This is a genomic window from Streptomyces sp. NBC_00285 (assembly GCF_036174265.1).
Lineage (GTDB): Bacteria > Actinomycetota > Actinomycetes > Streptomycetales > Streptomycetaceae > Streptomyces.
Genome location: NZ_CP108055.1, coordinates 1,609,514 through 1,630,060, shown reverse-complemented (window position 1 = coordinate 1,630,060; position 20,547 = coordinate 1,609,514). Strand labels below are relative to the sequence as shown.

At 71.3% G+C, this 20,547-nt stretch carries 21 protein-coding genes and 1 pseudogene; 16 read left to right on the top strand and 6 right to left on the bottom strand.

Annotated elements, in window-relative coordinates:
* Positions 1–14: 14 nt before the first annotated feature.
* Positions 15–863, bottom strand: a complete 849-nt coding sequence (locus OHT57_RS07465; RefSeq protein WP_328745257.1) for a LysR family transcriptional regulator — start codon at positions 861–863, stop codon at positions 15–17.
* A gap of 341 nt (positions 864–1,204) precedes the next feature.
* On the opposite strand from OHT57_RS07465, the gene OHT57_RS07460 reads away from it, so the two are divergent.
* From OHT57_RS07460 to OHT57_RS07420, 9 genes are read left to right on the top strand one after another with little or no spacing between them, the layout of a single operon-like run.
* Positions 1,205–1,939: an alpha/beta hydrolase gene (locus OHT57_RS07460; protein ID WP_328745256.1), complete on the top strand. Its 735-nt coding sequence runs from the start codon at positions 1,205–1,207 to the stop codon at positions 1,937–1,939.
* A complete protein-coding gene (locus tag OHT57_RS07455; protein WP_328745255.1) occupies positions 1,936–2,784 on the top strand; it encodes a sulfurtransferase in 849 nt (282 codons plus the stop codon). Before OHT57_RS07460 ends, OHT57_RS07455 begins: the two co-directional genes overlap by 4 nt.
* 25 nt (positions 2,785–2,809) lie before the next feature.
* Positions 2,810–3,700: an ABC transporter permease gene (locus OHT57_RS07450; RefSeq protein WP_328745254.1), complete on the top strand. Its 891-nt coding sequence runs from the start codon at positions 2,810–2,812 to the stop codon at positions 3,698–3,700.
* A 4-nt stretch (positions 3,701–3,704) separates the two neighbouring features.
* The gene (locus tag OHT57_RS07445; RefSeq protein WP_328745253.1) at positions 3,705–4,457 is read left to right on the top strand and encodes an ABC transporter ATP-binding protein; all 753 of its coding nucleotides are present in this window, start codon (positions 3,705–3,707) and stop codon (positions 4,455–4,457) included.
* Positions 4,454–5,425 carry an ABC transporter substrate-binding protein gene (locus OHT57_RS07440; RefSeq protein WP_328745252.1) on the top strand — a complete coding sequence of 324 codons (972 nt, stop codon included), beginning with the start codon at positions 4,454–4,456 and terminating at the stop codon, positions 5,423–5,425. Before OHT57_RS07445 ends, OHT57_RS07440 begins: the two co-directional genes overlap by 4 nt.
* Before the next feature lie 43 nt (positions 5,426–5,468).
* On the top strand, positions 5,469–6,569 hold the full coding sequence (locus OHT57_RS07435; RefSeq protein ID WP_328745251.1) for an LLM class flavin-dependent oxidoreductase: 1,101 nt from the start codon (positions 5,469–5,471) through the stop codon (positions 6,567–6,569).
* Positions 6,570–6,629: 60 nt separating this feature from the next.
* Positions 6,630–7,655 carry an ABC transporter substrate-binding protein gene (locus OHT57_RS07430; protein WP_328745250.1) on the top strand — a complete coding sequence of 342 codons (1,026 nt, stop codon included), beginning with the start codon at positions 6,630–6,632 and terminating at the stop codon, positions 7,653–7,655.
* Complete coding sequence (locus tag OHT57_RS07425; protein WP_328745249.1) at positions 7,652–8,770, top strand: acyl-CoA dehydrogenase family protein; 1,119 nt, start codon at positions 7,652–7,654, stop codon at positions 8,768–8,770. The genes OHT57_RS07430 and OHT57_RS07425 overlap by 4 nt, the downstream gene beginning before the upstream one ends.
* 28 nt (positions 8,771–8,798) lie before the next feature.
* Positions 8,799–10,172, top strand: a complete 1,374-nt coding sequence (locus tag OHT57_RS07420; RefSeq protein WP_328745248.1) for an FAD-binding oxidoreductase — start codon at positions 8,799–8,801, stop codon at positions 10,170–10,172.
* Positions 10,173–10,322: 150 nt separating this feature from the next.
* Here OHT57_RS07420 and OHT57_RS07415 read toward each other — a convergent pair whose 3' ends face one another.
* The 3 genes from OHT57_RS07415 to OHT57_RS07405 all read right to left on the bottom strand — a co-directional run bounded on the left by OHT57_RS07415 (position 10,323) and on the right by OHT57_RS07405 (position 12,154).
* Positions 10,323–10,631, bottom strand: coding sequence for a hypothetical protein (locus tag OHT57_RS07415; protein WP_328753138.1), 309 nt, complete (start codon positions 10,629–10,631; stop codon positions 10,323–10,325).
* Between the two features lie 238 nt (positions 10,632–10,869).
* The gene (locus OHT57_RS07410; RefSeq protein ID WP_328745247.1) at positions 10,870–11,148 is read right to left on the bottom strand and encodes a hypothetical protein; all 279 of its coding nucleotides are present in this window, start codon (positions 11,146–11,148) and stop codon (positions 10,870–10,872) included.
* A gap of 145 nt (positions 11,149–11,293) precedes the next feature.
* Positions 11,294–12,154, bottom strand: coding sequence for a hypothetical protein (locus OHT57_RS07405; protein WP_328745246.1), 861 nt, complete (start codon positions 12,152–12,154; stop codon positions 11,294–11,296).
* Between the two features lie 565 nt (positions 12,155–12,719).
* Between OHT57_RS07405 and OHT57_RS07400 the strand changes: the two genes are divergently transcribed.
* The 7 genes from OHT57_RS07400 (at position 12,720) to OHT57_RS07370 (ending at position 19,212) form a co-directional block, all read left to right on the top strand.
* Positions 12,720–13,145, top strand: a complete 426-nt coding sequence (locus OHT57_RS07400; RefSeq protein WP_328745245.1) for an STAS domain-containing protein — start codon at positions 12,720–12,722, stop codon at positions 13,143–13,145.
* Positions 13,146–13,235: 90 nt separating this feature from the next.
* Positions 13,236–13,676, top strand: coding sequence for a hypothetical protein (locus tag OHT57_RS07395; protein WP_328745244.1), 441 nt, complete (start codon positions 13,236–13,238; stop codon positions 13,674–13,676).
* Positions 13,673–14,521, top strand: a complete 849-nt coding sequence (locus OHT57_RS07390; protein WP_328745243.1) for an ANTAR domain-containing protein — start codon at positions 13,673–13,675, stop codon at positions 14,519–14,521. The genes OHT57_RS07395 and OHT57_RS07390 overlap by 4 nt, the downstream gene beginning before the upstream one ends.
* A 29-nt stretch (positions 14,522–14,550) precedes the next feature.
* Positions 14,551–15,276 carry a GAF and ANTAR domain-containing protein gene (locus OHT57_RS07385; protein WP_328745242.1) on the top strand — a complete coding sequence of 242 codons (726 nt, stop codon included), beginning with the start codon at positions 14,551–14,553 and terminating at the stop codon, positions 15,274–15,276.
* A 25-nt stretch (positions 15,277–15,301) separates the two neighbouring features.
* Positions 15,302–15,472 (top strand): hypothetical protein, encoded by a 171-nt coding sequence (locus OHT57_RS07380; RefSeq protein WP_328745241.1) that lies wholly within the window; start codon positions 15,302–15,304, stop codon positions 15,470–15,472.
* A complete protein-coding gene (gene mgtA / locus OHT57_RS07375) occupies positions 15,469–18,081 on the top strand; it encodes a magnesium-translocating P-type ATPase (protein WP_328745240.1) in 2,613 nt (870 codons plus the stop codon). Before OHT57_RS07380 ends, mgtA begins: the two co-directional genes overlap by 4 nt.
* 273 nt (positions 18,082–18,354) lie before the next feature.
* On the top strand, positions 18,355–19,212 hold the full coding sequence (locus OHT57_RS07370; protein ID WP_328745239.1) for a slipin family protein: 858 nt from the start codon (positions 18,355–18,357) through the stop codon (positions 19,210–19,212).
* A gap of 201 nt (positions 19,213–19,413) precedes the next feature.
* On the opposite strand, the pseudogene OHT57_RS07365 reads toward OHT57_RS07370, so the two are convergent.
* Positions 19,414–19,567, bottom strand: a pseudogene (locus OHT57_RS07365) (PEP/pyruvate-binding domain-containing protein); the annotation flags it as partial.
* Between the two features lie 62 nt (positions 19,568–19,629).
* Positions 19,630–20,538, bottom strand: a complete 909-nt coding sequence (locus OHT57_RS07360; protein WP_328745238.1) for a universal stress protein — start codon at positions 20,536–20,538, stop codon at positions 19,630–19,632.
* Between the last annotated feature and the right edge of the window lie 9 nt (positions 20,539–20,547).

The window sequence follows — 20,547 nt, the reverse complement described above, 5'->3', positions numbered from 1 at the left end:
GCGTGGGGCTTCCCTCAGTGCAACAGTCCCCGTACGGCGTCGAACGCCGCCGCCACCGTCGCCGGATCCGCCCCCGGGCGGGCCAGTGCGCTCATGGGGATCGGGGTGACCGGGGGCAGCCCCTCGCAGGGGGTCAGGCCGTCCGGTGCCGGGCCGACCGCGGCGAGCAGGGCCACGCCCTGGCCCGTGCGGGCGATGTCGAGGACGCCGGCCAGATATCCCGCGTCGCCGACGACCGTGGCCTGCACCCCGTGCGCGGCAAGCGTCGCTATGGCCCGGCGGCGGATCGCGCAGGGGTCCTCGATGGCGACCAGCGGCACGGGAGCCGGCGCGGTCGGCGGCTCCCAGCCGGGCGTGGCGTGCCAGAGCAGGGGAAGGCCGCCGACCGGCGTGCCCTCGGTGGCCGCGGCCTCCGTGACGTACACCGCGACATCCACGCTGCCCCGCTCCACGGCCTCGACCAGCCGCGCCGAGCGGTCGATGCGGAACCGCACCCGGCAGCCGGGCCGCACCTCCTGGACGGCCGCGGTGAGGCGGGGCAGGAACTGGTCGGCGGCGTGTTCGGTGGAACCGATCGTGACGGTGTCGCCGTCCACGTCGAGCAGGGCACGCACGGCCTCGTCGTGGACGGCGAGGATGCGCCGGGCCTGCTCGACGAGCAGGCGCCCCTGAGGGGTGAACCGCATGCCCCGGCCCTCACGTTCGACGATCGGGCCCCCGAGCGTCTTCTCCAGTCGGCGTACATGCTGGCTGACCGCGGACTGGCTGAGCGCGAGCGAGCGCGCCGCGCGGTGGAAGCCGCCGCAGTCGGCTATCGCGGTCAGGCTGCGCAGGGCCACGATGTCGAGGACAGGTTGGGGCATACGGCGACCGTAGCCCGTATCCGGCACCGATCGCGATTGCTGATCGGTTTCGATGCGGAATCGTCGTTGGACGTGGTCCGTCCCGGCCGGTCATGATGGGCGCATGGTTCCCACGACCGCTTCCGCTGCCCTTCTGACGCAGCGCCGAGTCATCGACTTCGGCGTGGCGTGCAGCGCGCGCTGTCGTTGATCTCCGCCGCGTACCGGCGTTCCCGTTCTCCACACCGGCGCTCCCGCCGGGCCTGAGCTGATCACGTCTCCCTTGTTCTGACACGTGTCGGCGTCCCCTCCTGCTTGTCACGCGTCCATTTCCCCTGCCCCGAAACGGGAGTTGCTTCCCCATGCCCTCCTCTCCTTCCCCCTCGCCTGTCTCCTCGCCTGTCTCCTCCTGGGACGAGCCCGAAGGCCTCGCCGCACGTGGCACGCTCATCGTGCTGGCCGGGCGGGGCGAACACGGGGGCGTGTACGAGCGGTTCGGCCGCCGGCTCGCCTTCGACGCCTACCGGGTGCGCGCCCTCGGCGACGCATCCGCGGATCCCTCCGTGCTCGACGAGGCGGCCAAGCTCCTCGCCGACGAGTCGCTGCCCGGCCCCAAGGTGCTCGTCGGTTCGGACACGGGTGCCCGGTACGCCGCTCGGCTGGCCGCCGAGCAGCCCGCGGGCGTCGACGCGCTGATCCTGGTGGGCCTGCCCACCGGCCCCTGGACGTCCGGAAGTTGGGAGGACGAGGTCGAGGCACGCACCGCCTGCCCCACCCACCAGGGACGCCTCGCCAACGACCCGCGCTTCCGGCGCGGCGCTCTCGACGAGCCGCCCGTCCTGCCGGACCTGCGACTGGATCTCGCCGGCGTTCCCGTGCTGGCCCTGCACGGTACGGACGACACGGTGAGCCCGCTCGACCGGGCGCTCAGCGCCTACGAGGACCACCCCGCCGTACGGGTCGTGACCTTCAACGGCGGTCGGCACGACGTCCTCAACGACGCGCTGCACCGCACAGCCGCCGCCACGGTCGTGCTCTTTCTGGAACGGCTGCGCCTCTCGCCCGAGCTGCCCGCGATCGCGGAGGGTCTCGCATGAGCGCCCGTGTGACGACGACCGTCTCCGAGCTGCGCGAGCTGCTCGTCTCGGACCGGCCGCCGGTGGTGCTCGACGTCCGCTGGGCGCTCGGGGACCCGCACGGCCGCGATCACTACACCCACGGGCACATCCCGGGCGCGGTGTACGTCGACCTGGACACCGAACTCGCCGCGCCACCGAGCCCGCAGGCAGGCCGCCATCCGCTGCCGGACCTCGCGCAGTTGCAGACCGCGGCGCGCCGATGGGGCCTTCGTGACGGTCAAGCAGTCGTCGTCCACGACGACTTGGGTAACACGGCGGCGGCCCGCGCCTGGTGGCTCCTGCGGCACGCCGGAGTGGCTGACGTGACGTTGCTGGACGGGGCGTTGGGGGCCTGGCGGGCGGCGGGAGTGCCGCTGGAGACCGGAGTGCCGACCGCTCCCGCGCCGGGTGACGTCGTGCTGGAACCGGGCGGACTGCCGGTCACCGATGCCGACGGCGCAGCCGAACTCGCCGGTGGCGGGCTGCTGTTGGACGCACGTGCCGCCGAGCGGTACCGGGGCGAGGTGGAGCCCGTGGACCCGCGCGCGGGGCACATCCCGGGGGCGGTCTCCGCGCCGACCGGGGAGAACCTCGCGCCGGACGGGACGTTCCTTGCGCCCGAGGTGCTGCGCAAGCGGTTCGAGGAGCTCGGCGCCGGCGACGGGTCCCGGATCGGCGTGTACTGCGGGTCCGGCGTCACCGCCGCCCACCAGATCGCCGCGCTCGCCCTCGCCGGCTTCGAGGCGACGCTCTTTCCCGGCTCCTGGTCCGCCTGGTCCGCCGATCCCGCCCGCCCGGCCGCGACCGGTCCGCTGCCGTCCTGAGGCGACGCGAGAGGAATCCCCGCACATGACGACGAAACCGCTCGACGCTGCGGCCACCACGGCCCTGCCGCGCCCGCACTCCCCGACCGACAAGGCGCCGCCGACCGCCCGGGTGACCATCCGGGGCACCGCCCGCACCACCCGCCGCTTCCGGGTGCCCCGCTCCGTGCGCCGGACGGCCGGACCCGTGGGCCTGGTCCTGCTCTGGTTCCTGACCTCGGCCACCGGTGTGCTCCCCGAATCGGTCCTCGCGTCCCCCGTGGACGTCGTGAAGCAGGCCGTCGAACTGACCCGGAACGGCGAACTCCCCAGCGCCATCGCCGCGTCGGGACGCCGAGCGGCCATCGGCTTCCTCATCGGGGCGACCGTCGCCCTCAGCCTGTCCCTGCTGGCCGGGCTGTTCCGGCTCGGCGAGGACGTCATCGACTCCTCGATGGGCATGTTCCGGGCGATCCCCTGGGTCGGACTGATCCCGCTGTTCATCGTGTGGTTCGGCATCGAGGAGACCCCGAAGATCGCACTGGTCGCGCTCGGTGTCACCTACCCGCTGTACTTCAACATCTACGGCGGCATCCGCTCCACCGACTCCCAACTCGTCGAAGCCGCACGGATGATGGGGCTCGGCAGGCTGGGCCTGATCCGGTACGTCATCCTGCCGAGCGCGCTGCCCGGGGCACTCGTGGGGCTCCGGTACGCCCTCTCCACCGCCTGGCTCGCCCTCGTCTTCGCCGAGCAGGTCAACGCGGACGCGGGCCTCGGCTATCTGATGAGCAACGCCCAGCAGTACTTCCGCACCGACGTCATCGTGCTCTGCCTCGCCGTCTACGCGCTGCTGGGTCTCGCCTGCGACTTCGCCGTACGGATCCTGTCGCGCCGGCTGCTGACCTGGCGGGCCAACTTCGAGGGTGAGGCATAGCAACATGACCAACAGTGTGGAAATCCGCGGCCTTTCACGGGCTTTCGACGGCACCACCGTCCTGCACGACCTCGATCTCGACCTCCGTGAGGGCGAGTTCGTGGCCCTGCTCGGGCACAGTGGCTGCGGCAAGTCGACGCTGCTGCGGATCCTCGCCGGGCTCGACGACGAGATCGGCGGCGAGGTCACCGTACCCGCGCGCCGCAGCGCGGCCTTCCAGTCGCCGCGGCTGCTGCCCTGGCTGAAGGTATGGCGCAACGTGGTCCTCGGGCTGCCCGGCCGCCCCGACCGGTCGCGCGCCGAGAAGGCGTTGCACGAGGTCGGCATCGCGGACCGTGCCACCGTCTGGCCCAAGACCCTCTCCGGCGGCCAGGCCCAGCGCGTCTCGCTGGCCCGCGCCCTGGTCCGCGAGCCCGAACTCCTGCTCCTGGACGAGCCGTTCGGTGCCCTCGACGCGCTCACCCGGGGCCGGGTGCAGCAGCTGGTCGCCGAACTGTGGCAGCGGCACGGCTGCGCGATCCTCCTCGTCACCCACGACGTGGAGGAGGCGCTGCTGCTCGCCGACCGCGTCCTGGTGATGGACGAGGGCCGGATCGCCCACGACCTGACCGTCGGCCTGCCGCGTCCCCGCGACCTCACCGCCCCCGAGTTCGTCGCCCTGCGCGCCCGGCTCCTCGGCTGGCTCGGCGTCACCCCCACCAACACCCCGGCCGACACCCTGGCCGACACCAAGGCCCTTGAAGGGACCCTCTCGTGATACGCAGACTTGCCGCCGCCGGACTCAGCCTCTCCGCCCTCCTGGCACTGACGGCCTGTGGCGCAGACTCTTCCGCGGACACCGCCAGGAGCCAGGACGAGGTCACCCTCACCATCGGCGACCAGGCCAAGACCCTCCAGACGATCGTCGCCGCCTCCGGCGCGCTGAAGGGCGCCGCGTACAAGGTGAAGTGGGCGGAGTTCCAGGGTGCGGCCCCGCTCTACCAGGCCGTCCAGGCGGGCGCCGCCGACACCGGGTTCTCCGCCGACCTGCCGGCCCTCCAGGCGCTCAGCGGCGGCGTGAAGTTCAAGAACGTGGCCGCGCTCAAGAACGACGGCAAGCACGTCGGGATCATCGTGCGCAAGGACTCCGGCATCGACAGCGTCAAGGACCTCAAGGGCCAGAAGGTCGTGGTGTCCTCGGCGAAGGGCAGTGTCGCCGAGTACCTGCTCGCGAACGCCCTGAAGCAGAACGGCCTCACCTACTCGGACGTGAAGGTCCAGTACCTGCTGCCGACCGACGCACAGGCCGCGTTCGCCTCGGGGAAGGTCAAGATCTGGGCGACCTTCGGCGTCTACCAGGCCGTCGGCCTGGAGCAGGGCGGCAGGCTCCTCGTCGACGGCGCCGACGGGCGCGTCAGCGGCTACGGCTTCATCGGCGCCTCCGACAAGGCCCTGGCGGACCAGCAGAAGAAGACCGCCCTCGGTGACTTCCTGCGCCGCCTCGGCACGGCCCTGAAGTGGACGAGCACGCACCAGGACGCGTACGCCAAGGCCATCGAGCAGCGCAACGGCGCCGACGCCTCCGTGGCGAAGACGCTCGCCTCCGCCGCGTACAGCCAGGTTCTGCCGATCGACTCCGGTGTGAACCGCACCGTCCAGGGCGTGGCCGACCTCATGAACGGCATCGGTGTGCTGGAGCCGAACGTCGACGTGGCCAAGTCCGCTGACACCTCCGTCCTCAAGTGACCTACGCGGAACTCAACTGACCTTCGAAGAAAGGGAGTTCACCATGCCCGTCGAGTTCATCAGTGCTGTCCACACCGACTCCGGGGCCTCGGGCCCGGCCGCGGCGAGCCGGACCGGCTTCGACCCCGCCTATCTGCGCAAGTACGCCCGTGCCCTGGACGACGGCGGCTTCGACCATACTCTGGTCGCCTATCACTCCGCCTCGCCGGACGCCTTCCAGGTCGCCCAGTTCGTCGCCACCCACACCGAACGCGTCCGCCCGATCCTGGCGCACCGGCCCGGCGTCGTCTTCCCCACGCACGCGGCCCGCGCCCTCGCGACCCTCGACCAGATCAGCGACGGCCGACTGTCGCTGCACATCATCTCCGGCGGCAGCGACGAGGAGCAGCACAGGGAGGGCGACTACCTCAACAAGAGCGAGCGGTACGAGCGTTCGGACGAGTACATCCAGATCCTGCGGAAGGTGTGGACGGCCGAAGGACCCGTCTCGCACGAGGGCAAGTACTTCAAGTTCGAGGGCTACTACTCCGATGTGAAACCGTTCAACGGGCTCATCCCCGTCTCCGTGGGCGGGTCCTCCCAGGACGCCTACCGGGTCGGCGGCCGGCAGGGCGACATCTTCGGACTGTGGGGCGAACCGCTGAAGGAGACCGCCGAGCAGATCGCCGCCGTCAACGCGGTCGCGGACGCCGCCGGACGCCCCCGCCCCCGCATCTGGGTGTCGTTCCGGCCGATCATCGCGCCCACCGACGAACTGGCCTGGGAGAAGGCGCACCGGACGCTGGGCGTGCTGAAGGACCAGGCGAAGAACACCGAGCTGCTGCGCCACTACCGGACCACCGGGCGCCCGGCGAACGTCGGATCGCAGCGGTTGCTCGACATCGCGGAGCGCGGCGAGGTCCAGGACCGCTGCCTGTGGACCGCCCCGGCGGTCGCCACCAATGCCGCGGGTGCCTCGACCGCCCTGGTCGGTTCCCCCGAGACGGTCGCCAAGGCGCTCCTCGACTATGTCGACATCGGCTGCGACCTGCTGTCGATCCGCGGCTACGACCCGCTCAACGACGCGATCGACTACGCCCGTTACGTCGTCCCGCTGGTCCGGCAGGAACTCGCCCACCGAGCCGCCGCCTCCCAGGCCGCCTGACCCGAGCCGCCTGGACCCCCGTCCACCGAACCCGTTTGCGAAGACCCTCATGGAGACTCCGTGTTGTTCCGCCGTTCCCTGCGCGCGTCCGCCGCCGCCCTCGCCCTCCTGCTGCCGTTCGCGGCGGCCTGCGGGGGCGACGCGACGGCCACCTCCTCGTCCTCGTCCGACCAGTCCTCGGTGACCCTGCGTGTCGGCGCCACCGGCTGGAAGGCCGAGGAGGCGATTCTCAAGTTCGCCCACCTCGACGACACCCCGTACAAGGTCAAGTGGAGCCTGTTCCAGGGCGGTGACCAGCAGCTCCAGGCCATCCGCGCCGGAGCCCTCGACGTGGCTTCGTCCAGCGAGATCCCGCCGATCTTCGCGGCCGCCGACGGCAGACCCAACTTCAAGGTCGTCGCCGTGCAGCGCGGCTCGACCCTGAACCAGGAGGTCGTGGTCCCCAAGGGCTCCGAGGTGACCGACATCGCGGGCCTGAAGGGCAAGAAGGTCGGCTACGTCCAGAACACGACCGCCCACTACTTCCTGTACGAGCTGCTCAAGCAGGCGGACCTGAAATGGTCCGACATCGACGCCAAGCCGCTGCTGCCCAACGACGGTCTCGCCGCCCTCAACGGTGGGAGCATCGACGCCTTCGCCTCGTACGGCACGTCGGTCATCACCGCACACCAGCAGGGCGCCACGACGGTGGGCTCGGGCAAGGACATCCTGTCCGGCAACTTCCTCTGGTCGGCGCGGGACAGCGTCCTTGAGAGCGCGGCGCAGCGGGCCGCCACCGCCGATCTGATCGCGCGGATCACCAAGGCGTACGCATACGTCCGTGACGGCCGGCAGAACGCGTTCGCCAAGGTGATCGCCACCACCACCCACCAGCCCCTGGCCCAGGCGGAGAAGGACTTCCGCGCCCAGCAGGCCCAGCGGCCGACGCAGGCCCGGACGGTCGGCGACGACGGAATCGCCTCGCAGCAGAAGGTCGCCGACGTGTTCGCCGAACTCGGTGCGCTGAAGTCGCCCCTGGACGTCAAGTCCTTCTGGAGCCGCGAGCTGAACACCGACCTGAACGCCGATCTGAAGAAGGCGCTGTGACCACGGACCTGACAGCCCGCCTCGCGGAACTGGCCCCCGGCTACGACCGGTCCGGCGCCTTCCCCACCGAGTCCCTGCGAGCCGTGCACGAGGCCGGGCTGCTCACCGCCACCGTCGGCGAGCGGTACGGCGGCCGGGGCGCCGGCGTCGAGGAGACCGCGCGCATCCTGCACACGCTGGGGCAGGGTGACCCCTCCGTCGCCCTGATCGCCGCGATGACCCTCACCACGCACAGCAGACAGGCGGCTCAGCCGCACTGGCCGGACGAGCTGTACGCGCGCCTGCTCAAGGAGTCCGAGGAGCGGCCCGCGCTCGTCAACCACGCCCGCGTGGAACCAGAGTTGGGCTCTCCGGCGCGAGGCGGGCTACCGGCCACCCGCGCCCGGCGCACTGCCGACGGCTGGTCGGTCAGCGGCACCAAACGGTTCGTGACCGGCGCGGAAGGGCTCGCCTGGTTCCTGGTGTGGGCCAGTACCGACGAGCCGGAACCACGGGTGGGCACGTTCCTGGTGCCGGGCGACTCTCCCGGCATCGAGATCACCGACCGCTGGGACCAGTTGGGGCTACGGGCCAGCGGCAGCCACGAGGTGACCTTCCGGGACGTGGACGTCCCGTACGAGCAGGTCATCGGGCTCACCCCGTACGGTCCGGCCGCCGAGCAGGACAACAGGGCCGGCGCTTCCCTCCATCTCCCGCTCGCCGCGCTCTACTTGGGTGTCGCACGGGCCGCGCAGTCCTTCTTCCACGCCTTCGCCCACGAGCGGGTACCCGCCAACCTCGGCCATCCGGTGGCCCGTACGGAACGCTTCCGGCGGACCGCCGGGGAGATCGAGGTGCTGCTCGCCGCCGCCGAACAACTGGTGTTCGGCGGCGCCGCCCGGATCGACGCCCACGACACCGCGTACACCCCCGAACAGGCCCTGGGCGCCCGCGTGCTGGCCGACCGGCACGGGGTGCGGGCCGTGGAGCTGGCGGTCAGGCTGCTCGGCAATCCGGGCCTGGCGCGTGGCAACCCCCTGGAGCGGCACTTCCGCGACATCCAGTGCGGCCCCGTGCACGCACCCCAGGAGGACATCTCCCTGCTGGCGATCGGAACGAAGGCACTCAACCCGTGACCGTACGCGCGACGAAGGACCGGAACCTGTGACCGCACCCGCAACCACCGCGTCCGCGCAGCTCCTGGGCCTGCTGGCCCGTGACCTCGCCCCCGACCGGCTGACCACGGAACCGGCAGCGCTCGCCGCGTACGCCACCGACCGTTCCGGCACCCGGCCGGTCGGCAGCCCGCTGGCCGTCGTGCACGCCCGGCGCACCGAGGACGTGACCGTCACCCTCCGGCACGCACACGCCCTGCGGGTGCCGGTGGTACCACGCGGTGCGGGCACCGGTCTGTCAGGAGGAGCCTCGGCGGGCGAAGGCACGCTCGTCCTGGACCTGTCCGGGATGAACCGGGTGCTCGAACTGTCGGCGGACGACCAGCTCGCCGTCGTCGAACCCGGCGTGATCACCGCCGACCTGGACCGGGCGGCCGCCGCGCACGGGCTGCGGTACACGCCCGATCCGGCGAGCGCCGCCCTGTCCACGATCGGCGGGAACATCGCCACGAACGCGGGCGGTCTGCGCTGCGCGAAGTACGGGGTGACCCGGGACAGCGTGCTCGGCCTGGAAGCGGTGCTGGCCGACGGCACCGCGCTGCGGACCGGCCGCCGCACGGTCAAGGGAGTCACCGGCTACGACCTGACCGCCCTGCTCACCGGCTCCGAGGGCACCCTGGCGGTGATCACGTCGGCCACCCTGCGGCTGCGCCCGATCCCGGTGGCGACGGCCACGCTCGCCGCGTACTTCTCCTCGTTCGAGCGGGCCGCCGAGGCGTCGTACGCCATCGCCCGCGCCGGTGTCGAGCCCGCCCTCGCGGAACTCGTCGACGGGCCGGTGCTCCAGGCGGTCGACCCGGCGCTGCGGCAGCGGGGCGCGGCCCTGCTGCTCGTCCAGTGCGACGGCGCGGGCGCGGCCGCCGAGGCGGCGTCGGTCTCACGGCTGCTGAAGCCGCTGGCGACCACCGTGGAAACGACCACGGATCCCGCCGAGGCCGAGGCGCTCCTCGCCGCCCGCCGACTGGCGCTGCCCGCGCTGGAACGCCTCGGCCGGCCCCTGATCGAGGACATCGTGGTGCCCCGTTCCCGGCTCGCGGAGGCGGCCGCGGAGATCCGGGCCATTTCCGCACGCCATGACGTGCCGGTCTTCACCATCGCGCACGCGGCGGACGGGAACCTCCACCCGATCATCGTCGTGGACCCGGCACTGCCGGCTCTGCCGGACGCGGCCTGGGAGGCGGCGGGTGAGATCTTCGCCCTGGCCCTGCGGCTCGGCGGCACGCTCACCGGTGAACACGGGGTGGGGGTGCTCAAGCGGCAATGGGTGGCGGAGGAACTGGGGCCCGCGGCACACGCGTTGCAGCGCAGACTCCGGGAGGCGTTCGACCCACGGGGCATCCTCAACCCCGGCAAGTCGCTCTGAGCGGAGACTGTTCGCTCTGTAGCGAAGCCCCTGGCGAGGAACGCGACACGCTGGTCACCTATCTGGACAAGATGGCCGACATGCTGGAATCCCCGGCTCTGGCCGCGCGGGACAAGCCGGGGCTGATCGGCGGGACGTTGGTCTCGCCGATCAGCATCGATCTCGCACAGGAGAACTGGTGGCAGTCCATGACCGATTGACCCGCCAGAGGTGCGGGGACCCGCCCGGTGAGCTGGCCCCCGTGCTCTCTGTCGTGCGGTGACGCTCGTGCTGGCTGCCTGTCCTCTTCCACGTGCAGGTCGTCGCCCGCTCGCTGGAACACATCCGCCGCGGGAGCGGCTCGCCCTCCCAGGTGGCGACCAGAGCCGCTGCCACGTCCGGAAGTTCGGTCCTGCACTGCCGCGAGATGTCCACCAGCAGGCTCCTGGCCGGCCCACGGTGGCAGGGAGCCAGGACCATCACCATGCCGCGCGCCTGGTCGATCACCGCACGGGCGGCCGGCCCCCGCCGCAGCTGATCGATCTCAGTGCGCAGGGCCACGACATCCTGACCCGCCGGACCCTCCTCCACCGAAGCCCCCACCACTCCCTCGGAAGCATGGCTGTGCCGTGCGCGGCATCCACCTCTCCACGATCTGCACGCGTCCGATGTGACGGAAGCAGCCCCGGTACCTCTGAACGTCAGGCCGATTCACCGGTCACTCGCGGCGTTCATGGTCCTGACGGTCCTCGCGCCTCCAGCGCGCCCGGTTCTGACGGCTGTAGCGGCGGGCCCAGCGGTCCTGACGGTCCCGGCGCTCCTGGTAGGCACGGTAGCCCTCGAGATCGGAACCGTCGCCACGGATCCAGCCTCCCCCTCGATCGCGGCCGTAGCGGGTGGCGCCGAAGAGCAGCACGGCCGCGGCCACCCACCAGAGGGGATTGAGAAAGCCGAGGCCGAACAGGACCACGATCAGGATCAGAAGCAGAACGAACACGGCGGGCCTCCCCGGAGCGGAACAACGCATCACTGCCGGGGGCCAGGGCCTGTTCGAACAGTCTAGCCTTACCGCCCTCCCCAGAGGCCGCGGACAGCGACCCATGCCCGCGGCTTCCGACGGAACCGGTCGGTAAAGAACGAACTCAATGAACCGGATCCGGCGGACTGCCGAGCGGCAGAGAACCCCGCTCATTGACCGGTGACGTCGGACTGCTCACGGCACCGCTGCGGGACGGCACGGACGACGCCGAAGCGCTGGGGCTGGAGCCGGGACTGTGACTCAGGCCGGGACCAGGACTGGTGTCCGGCGCCGCGCTCGCGTCCGGCGAGGCTGAACCTCCCGTCTGCGACGCCGAGCCACTGGACGCACCCGGGGTGGGGGCCACGTTGTCTGCGGGACCACGGCTGCCGGCCGAGCCACCGCCCAATGAGGTTCCCCTGCCCTGCTCGTTCCTGACCACGGCCGCCACCGGCTTGCCCATGACAAGCTCCCCCACGGTCACCGTGACCATCGCCAGGGCGAACACCAGGCCCGTCGCCAGGGCGTACTTCTTCCAGCCGATGGACTTCCGGAAGGAACCACCTCGATTCCGGAGGGAGCCACCCCGATAAGTGGTGACCGACTCACCCTCGGAGGGCGCGAAGGGCCGTAGCGCGTCGGCAACGGGAGCGTCGGCCGGTAACCCGAACGCCGCCCGGGCGTCCGCGCGGTGTTCCGTGCGCTCCTCGCCCGGCGTCCTCGGCACTCCCACCAGCGGCACCCGGCTGCGGATCCCCTCGCCCGTCCGCCGGAAGGCATGCGAGAAGACCGCTGCGCCGGTGGTCGCGCTGGTACTGACCACGGCGGCACCGATGATCGTCCCGGTCACCCCCAGCAGGGAGGCCAACACCGCGCCCACCACAGTCGCGAGTGCGCTCGCCACCACCTGCACAGCCGTCAGGTCGAGCACCTTGCGCTTCGGCGCCCGTGCCCCTTCTTCGCTTTCTTCTCTGCGCTTCTCCATCAACGTCCTTTGATAGATCCGGAGCCCGACGGTCATCGACACCGTGGCCACCGGCGTGGCGGCGGACAGCCAGGACCAAACCGGCCGGGAGAAGGCCGATACGGGGTGCCCCAGCCGCGAGTTGTGCGGTATGCGCTGAGCACAGGGGCGCGTGAAGCTCCTGCGGCGGTGCGGCGGTGCGGCGGTGCGGCGGTGCGGCGGTGCAACGGGACGACTGCCCGGCTGACCGGGTTTCACCTGTGCTCAGCGCCCCCGCCACGGCATCGGAGCCGCCCTGATCACCGCCGTGTAAACATCGTGGTGCCCCTCTCCCGGACCAACCGAGGGGCAGGCCTCAGGACTATGCTGTGTGCGGACGTCCCAGACCCCGGCGGGCCACCACTGCTTGGCCCACATGCCTGCGGAGAGCGGATCGTTCGTCCGGTCGCCCAGCGCATCCCCGAGGGAACCGGCTGGGTCCTGCGCCCCGGAACATCGGCTGCTGGATCGGTCACTCACCTGCCTGCTCGACAGTACGACCGTACCGGGAGCCCGGCACGGTCTCGTGAACCGAGGCACCCTGCCCATGAGTGTCCCACCCGTCCTGAACGTCCACCGGCACGACGCGGACAACCGGGAGATGGTCACCCTCGCCGGCGAGATCGACCCGAGTTCGGCGCCTCTGGTGCACGCGTCACCGGAGCGTTGCCTCCACGACGGCATCCGCGCCGTCGAACTCGAAGTCACCGCCGTCACCTTCTGCGACCGCGGCGGCCTCAACGCCTTCCTCCACACCTTGCCGCACACCACTGCGGCCGGAGAATCCCTGCAACTGCACGACCCCAGCCCGGCGATGGAGCGCCTCGTCGCCCTCACCGGCTCCGGTTCCCTCTTCCTCGCTCTTCCGGATGCCTTCGCCGGGAGCCGACCGTTCCCGCGGCCTTCTCCCGTGCGCCAGGCCGCGCGCCGGCTCGCCCCGGCGTCGGCTGCTCTCCCGGGCGGTGCGCTGTGACGGCCATGCCCCCGGGCCGGTCCGATGGCGCAGATGCCCCCACCATCAGCTGCACACCACGCGCAGGACACCTGGCGATCAGCGTTCGCGATGCTGACCGCTGAGGCATCGAACCCGGTGGGGTACGCGTCCGGAATCCCCGTACGCTGCGACGGCTCCTGGTGGCCGGGATTCGACGGAGCACTCCCGCTCGCCGCCGACCGGCTCACCGGCGCCGACCGCGCCTTCACCTTTACCTGCACCTTCACCGGGATCCTGGTTCACCCGCACACGCGGAACCGGGACGTGGCCCGGCGGCTGCAGGAACGGCTGCTCGCCGAGCACCAGGCATCAGTCGGTGCCACCTCGGCGGATCGGGTCGGCCAGCCGATCCCGGCTGCTCTCCGCTCCTGGAGCCGGAAGGATGCCGGAGACGTCAGCAGGGCGGCCGACGGCGCCGTGTTCCTGTCGTTGGTTTTCCCTTGGGGGGTGCGAACGGCGGCGAGGCCGGAGGAGCTTGATCACCACCCCTGGACCGGGTGGTCGCCGTGATCCCCGGCAGTCGGTCGGCGCGGATCCAGGCTCTCGTGGCCGAGCAGGCGGCCCTGCGCGGCGCCCGGGTCGGCGTCCTCGACGTGTGTACGGCGGCGGTTGCGGCGCTGCCGGTCGGCGGGGCCGGGCTGTCCGCGATGTCCCAGGGGCGGGCGAGTCATCCACTGTGCGGTACCGACTCCGTCAGTCAGCAGCTGGAAGAACTCCAGCTCACACTGGGAGAGGGGCCGTGCGTGGACGCCTACGTCCTGGGCTCGGCGGTCCTGTGCCCCGATCTGTTGGCCGGTGAACTCCAACGACATTGGACGGTGTTCGCCGACGCGGCTCTGGAAGCCGGGGCAAGAGCGGTCTTCGCCTTCCCCCTGCGGACCGGAACCGTCAGCCCCGGCGTACTCGATCTGTACTCCAGTAGTTCGGTCGAGCTGGACGCGGACGCGGTTGCCGACGCGATGGCCTTCGCCGACACCGCCGCGCTGCTTCTGCTCGATGCCAGGATCAGTGAGACGGGTGTTCCTTCCGGCACCGGCGCGTCCGGCACCGGCGCGTCCGACACCGGGGCGTCCGACACCGGCGCGTCCGACACCGATCGGACGGACGCCGCGCCCTTCGACGACCTGGGTGGTTACCGCGCCGAGATCGACCAGGCCACCGGCATCCTCATGGTGCAGCTCGGCGTCGGCTTCGAGGAAGCCTTCGTCCGGCTGCGCGCCCACGCGTACGCCCGGGGGACACGGATCTCGGTGGTCGCCGCCGACGTGGTCGCCCATCGGCTCCGCCTCCCCCCGGGCACGACTCCGTCCGACATGAAACCGCCGGATGCGCGACCTCCCGACGACGAGTCCTGATGCTCCACCCCACACACAGAGGTGTGCAGATGAAGGAACAGCTGATGGCCCGGACGTTCGTCGAGCTGGCGGACAGTCTCGTCGCCGACTTCGACCTCATGGACTTCCTGCGCATGCTCACCGACCGCTGTGTCGATCTGCTCGACGCGAGTGCGGCGGGAGTCCTGCTCGCCGACCGTGACGGCGTGCTGCGTGTCATGGCTGCCTCCGACGAACGGGTGCGCCTTCTGGAACTCTTCCAGCTCCAGAACCACGAAGGCCCCTGCCTGGACTGCTTCCACACCGGAATCGCGGTCTCCGTTCACGACCTGCGCGACGAGGCCGCCCGCTGGCCCCTGTTCACCGCCCAGGCCCGGCGCAGCGGCTTCACCGCCGTCCAGGCGCTGCCCATGCGCCTGCGCGACGAGGTCGTCGGTGCCCTCAACCTTTTCCACACCACCCCGGCGCCCATCAGTCCCGTAGCCACCCCCTTCGCCCAGGCCCTCGCCGACGTCGCCACCATCAGCCTGCTGCAACAGCGCACCAGCGAGCGCAGCACGCTCCTCAACGAGCAGTTGCAGACAGCCCTCAGCAGCCGCGTCCTGATCGAACAGGCCAAGGGAAAACTCGCCGAACGCCGCCACACGGACATGGAACAGGCCTTCACCGCCCTGCGGTCCTACGCCCGCTCCCACAACCGCCGCCTGTCGGATGTCGCCCGCGCCTTCATCGACGAAACTGAATTCCTCCCCGGCCTCAGCTCCCAAGGTTCCTGAGCAGCCCCTTCACGAAGGGTTCGTCATGCCACTCCGCTCCCCTCCCGAGGGTTCCCTCTACGCGCTCGGCACCCCCGACGGCCTCAACCGCCTCGACCGCCGGCGGATGGTCGACGCCCGTTTCCGCCCTCACGACTGGATCCGCGCCCATGGGGCTGACCGGCCCGAGGCGGCCGAATGGACCTGGAGTCAGTGACGACCCGGGCAGCGGAGCTGAGGGTGGGGGAGGCCGCCGCGGAAGACGCGAAGGCCGTGCTGGTCGCGCTCGCGAGCAGCCCCGAGGGCCTGTCGGGGGGCGCGGGGGGTGAGGCGGCCGAGCGGCTCGCGGCCGTCGGGCCGAACGCCGTACGCACGCACCACGTCCGTGTCCTGGCGGTCCTCGGGCGGCAGTTGCGCAGCGCCCTGCTGATCCTGCTGGCGGTGACGGCCGGGGTCTCGTACTTCTTCGGCGAGCGGACCGGCGCGATCATCATCGCGGGGATCCTGGTGCTGAGCGTGGCGCTGGGCTTCGTCAACGAGTACCGCGCGGAGAAGGCGGCACAGGCCCTGCACTCGCGGGTGCGGCACACGGCCGTCGTGATCCGCGGCGGCGCGGCAGCCGAGGTCGATGTGACCGACCTGGTGCCGGGCGATGTCGTACGGCTGACGCTGGGGCAGGTGGTGCCCGCTGACCTGCGCCTGCTGGAGTGCACGGCGTTCGCCTGCGACGAGAGCGTCCTCACCGGGGAGTCCGCCCCAGCCGAGAAGAGCCCGGAGCCGGTCGCCGCGGGGGCGGCACTGGCCGAGCTGACCTCCTGCGCGCTGATGGGGACGGTGGTGCACGGGGGCAGCGCGACCGGAGTGGTGGTCGCCACCGGGGGCCGTGCCGAGTTCGGGCGGATCGCGCTGGGGCTGGGCGAACGGCAGCCGGAGACCGACTTCCAGGCGGGGCTGCGCCGCTTCTCCATGCTGCTCCTCAAGGTCGCCGCCGCCCTCACCACGGGAATCTTCGTCATCAACGTCCTGCTCCACCGGCCGCTGCTCGACGCGCTGCTCTTCTCGCTGGCCATCGCGGTGGGCATCACCCCGCAACTGCTGCCCGCCGTGGTGAGCACCGGCCTGGCCACCGGCTCACGACAGCTGGCGCGGCGCAAGGTCCTCGTGAAGCGGCTGGTGTGCATCGAGGACCTGGGCGACATGGACGTCCTGGTCACCGACAAGACCGGCACGCTCACCGAGGGCCGCATCCGTTTCGAGGCGGCCCTCGACCCGGCCGGCGCGCTCTCCGACACGGTGCTGAAGCTGGGTCTGCTGGCCACCGAGGGCGACCTCGACCAGGTGGGCGGCAACGCGCTGGACGTCGCGCTGTGGCAGGCCACGGGCACGCCCCCGGCCGGTCACCACCGGCTCGCGCTGCTGCCCTTCGACCACGACCGGCAGCTGGGCTCCACGCTCGTCGAGCGCCCGGACGGCAGCCGCCTGCTCGTCGCCAAGGGCGCGCCCGAGGCGGTCCTGGCCCGCTGTGGTGACGTACCGGACAAGGCGGCGGCGGTCCTCCAGGAGCACTTCGCGGCGGGCAGCCGGGTGGTCGCCGTGGCCACCAGGGCCGCGGACGGGCAGACGTCCCTCACGGCTGCCGACGAGTACCGGCTGTGCCTGGCCGGCTTCCTCGTCTTCCTCGACCCGCCCAAGACCGGTGCCGCCGACTCACTGCGCCGCCTCGCCGACCTCGGCATCACCGTCAAGATCTGTACGGGCGACAACGCGCTCGTCGCCCAGAAGGTCTGCGCCGACCTCGGGCTGCCGCCCGGCCGGGCCCTGACCGGCCGGGACATCGAGGAGCTGGACGACGACCAGCTGACCAGGGCGGCCGAGACCACCACCGTCTTCGCCCGCGTCTCGCCCCAGGACAAGGCACGGGTCGTACGGGCGCTGCGGCGCCGTGGCCGGGACATCGGGTTCCTGGGCGACGGCGTGAACGACGCGCTGGCCCTGCACGCCGCCGACGTGGGGCTGTCCGTGGACACCGCGACCGACGTGGCCAAGGACGCGGCCGACGTCCTGCTCCTGGAGAAGGACCTCGGCGTACTCGCCGACGGGGTCGCCGAGGGCCGCCGGATCTTCGCCAACACCATCAAGTACGTCCTGATGGGCACCTCCAGCAACTTCGGCAACATGTTCAGCGCGGCCGGAGCCTCCCTGGTGCTGCCGTTCCTGCCGATGCTGCCCTCGCAGATCCTGCTCAACAACCTTCTTTACGACGCGGGGCAGTTGACCATCCCCACCGACCACGTCGACCCGGAGCAACTGCGCGCGCCCTCGCACTGGGACATCGCCTTCATCCGTCGCTTCATGCTCTTCTTCGGGCCCGTCAGCTCCCTCTTCGACTTCCTCACCTTCGCGATCATGATCCAGATCTTCCACACCGGCGCCGATCTGTTCCGCTCCGGCTGGTTCGTGGAGTCCCTCGCCACGCAGGCGCTGGTCGTCTTCGCCATCCGCACCCGCCGGGTGCCGTTCTACCGCAGCCGGCCCAGCCGCCCCCTGCTGGTCAGCGCCATCGGTGTCGTCGCTGTCGCCGTCGCGCTGCCGATGTCCCCGCTCGCGGAACCGCTCGGTTTCCGGCCCCTGCCGCTCGGACTCCTCCTCACCCTGGCCCTGATGGCCGTGCTCTACCTGGTGCTGATCGAGGGCGCGAAACACGTCTTTTACGCCCGCGTGGACGCGCGAGCCGCACATCCGCCGGTACGGCACCGCACCCTCCGGCACCGCATCCAACGCCGGGCCGGCCGCTTCAGCCACCCCGGACCGCTGCGACCCCGGTGACACGCTGTCACCACGCCCATCAGCAGCGGTCGAGGTGTCGGCGCAGGCGCCCGGACGTACCGCCGGGGCGGGAGGTTGGGGCCGTTCGGCCCCTGCCGTGGCCGGGGACACCGGGCGATGCTGGATACACGGCAGGGCGGCTCGTCGCGGAAAGGTCACACCGGACCACACCGAGAACCCTGCGGACGGACCCGGGCCAATTTCCCCTGCTCCGCCGACGTACTCCGGGCCTCGCGCGGGAACGACGCGGTCCTCATTCTGAGGAGCGGCACCATGAAAGTCCTGATCTTCCTTCTGGTCATCGCGATCCTGTTGGCCCTGGTGGTACTCGCCATGGCGATCAAGATCGTCAAGCAGTACGAACAAGGAGTGCTGTTCAGGTTCGGCCGACTCGTCGGATCACGGGAACCGGGGCTGCGGATCATCGTCCCGGTCGTGGAAGTCCTGCACCGGGTGTCGCTGCGGATCGTGACGATGCCGATCCAGTCCCAGGGCATCATCACCCGGGACAACGTGAGCGTCGATGTGTCGGCGGTCGCCTACTTCCGGGTCGTGGACGCGGTGAAATCGGTCATCGCGATCGAGAACGTCCATACGGCGATCAACCAGATCGCCCAGACCACCCTGCGCAAGGTCGTCGGCCAGCACACCCTCGACGAGACACTCTCGGAGACCGACCGCATCAACCTCGGCATCCGCGAGATCCTCGACGTCACGACCGCCGAATGGGGTGTGGAGGTCACACTGGTGGAGCTCAAGGACATCCAGCTCCCCGACAGCATGAAGCGGGCGATGGCCCGTCAGGCCGAGGCAGAGCGCGAGAAGCGCGCCAAAATCATCAACGCCGAGGGTGAATCACTGGCCGCCGCGGCACTCGGCGACGCCTCGGACATCATGATGAACCACCCGCTCGCACTCCAACTCCGCAACCTCCAGAGCCTGGTGGAGATCGGCGTGGACAAGAACACCACAGTCGTCTTCCCCGCCCCCCTCATGAGCACCATCGGCGAACTCGGCTCCTTCCTCGCCCGGGAGACGGCAGCAGCCGTCACGGCCACCGTGCCGCCGTCCCTCGACGACACCAGGACCGACCCCGCCCCGGTACTGAACGGGGCGACCAAGACCGCCTGATCAACGTCGCCATGGCGGTGACCTGCCAGGACCTGTCCTGGCAGGTCACCGCCATGGCGACACGGGACGTCAAGGGACCGCATGTGATCGACGAGCTGCCGGTACGACGCCGGGTCGAGGCGGTCCGGTTCGGCGAGCGGTACGGCGTTGTGGATGCCCGGCCGCCCGGCTCGTGGCCGATCCGGCGCTCCAGCACCGAAGGGCGACCTGGGCGCCCAGCTCCTGGGGTTCCGCACCGGTGGCCAGGTACTCCCGGCGGGGCGCGCGTGGTGACGGTGAAGCCAGGGGGTACGGGCAGTCCCAGCCGGGTCGTCTCCGCGAGGTTCGCCCCCTTGCCGCCGAGGACGTCCGCCATGTCACGGCCGCCCTCGGCGAATGCGTACACGTACCGGGTCGTCTCTCACCCTCCGGGCTTGTTCAGGCGTGCGGGACGACGGCGACGGGGCAGGGCGCGTGATGCAGCGCCGCGTGCGCGACAGGGCCGAGGTGGGTGCCGAGACGGGATTCGCGGATCCGGCGTCCCATCACGAGGAGGGCCGCGCCGGCCGAGGCGCCGATCAGCTTGCCGGCGGCACGTCCTTCGGCGACGCTCTCCGTGACGGCGACCTCGGGGAACTTCTCGCACCAGGGGCGCAGTGCGGCGGCCACGGCGTGCTCCCGCTCCGCCCTCAGCTCCGGGCTGCTCACCGGGACGAGGCTGTCCGCCACGGCGAAGTCCGGCGGACGGCTGAAGGCGTGGATCACACGCAGCGAGGAGCCCCGGCGTCCGGCGGCGTCGAAGGCGAACTCGATCAGTTCGTCGCAGGGCCCGCCGGTGTCGAGACCGAGGACGACATCGCGGTACGGGATCCCGGGTATCTCGTCCGGGGAGATGCCGTCCGGTGCCGAGAAGTGCTCGTCGGCGGTGCTCCCGCCCGCCCTCACCAACACCACGGGACAGGGTGCCCTGGCGACGACCCGCTGCGACACCGACCCCATCACGAACCCCGCGACGCCGCCGAGCCCACGGGAGCCGAGGACCAGCAGCTCGGCCTGCTCGGCCGCCTTGAGGAGGGCTGAGACCGGCGAGTCCGCCAGCGCCTGGCCGATGACCTGCAGGTCTGGGTGCGCGGCGCGCATGCTGTTCGCCGCCCGTTCCGGCAGGTCCTCGGCCCGGGCCCGTTCGGACATGTCCGCGGGCACGGGCGCAGCCGGACGCGGATGCCACTCCCAGGCATGCACCAGGCACAGCGCGGCGCCCCGGCGTATGGCTTCCCGGGCCGCCCAGTGCACGGCTGCCAGGCTTTCGGGAGAACCGTCGATCCCCGCGGTGACATGTCGAAGCATGATCAGTAC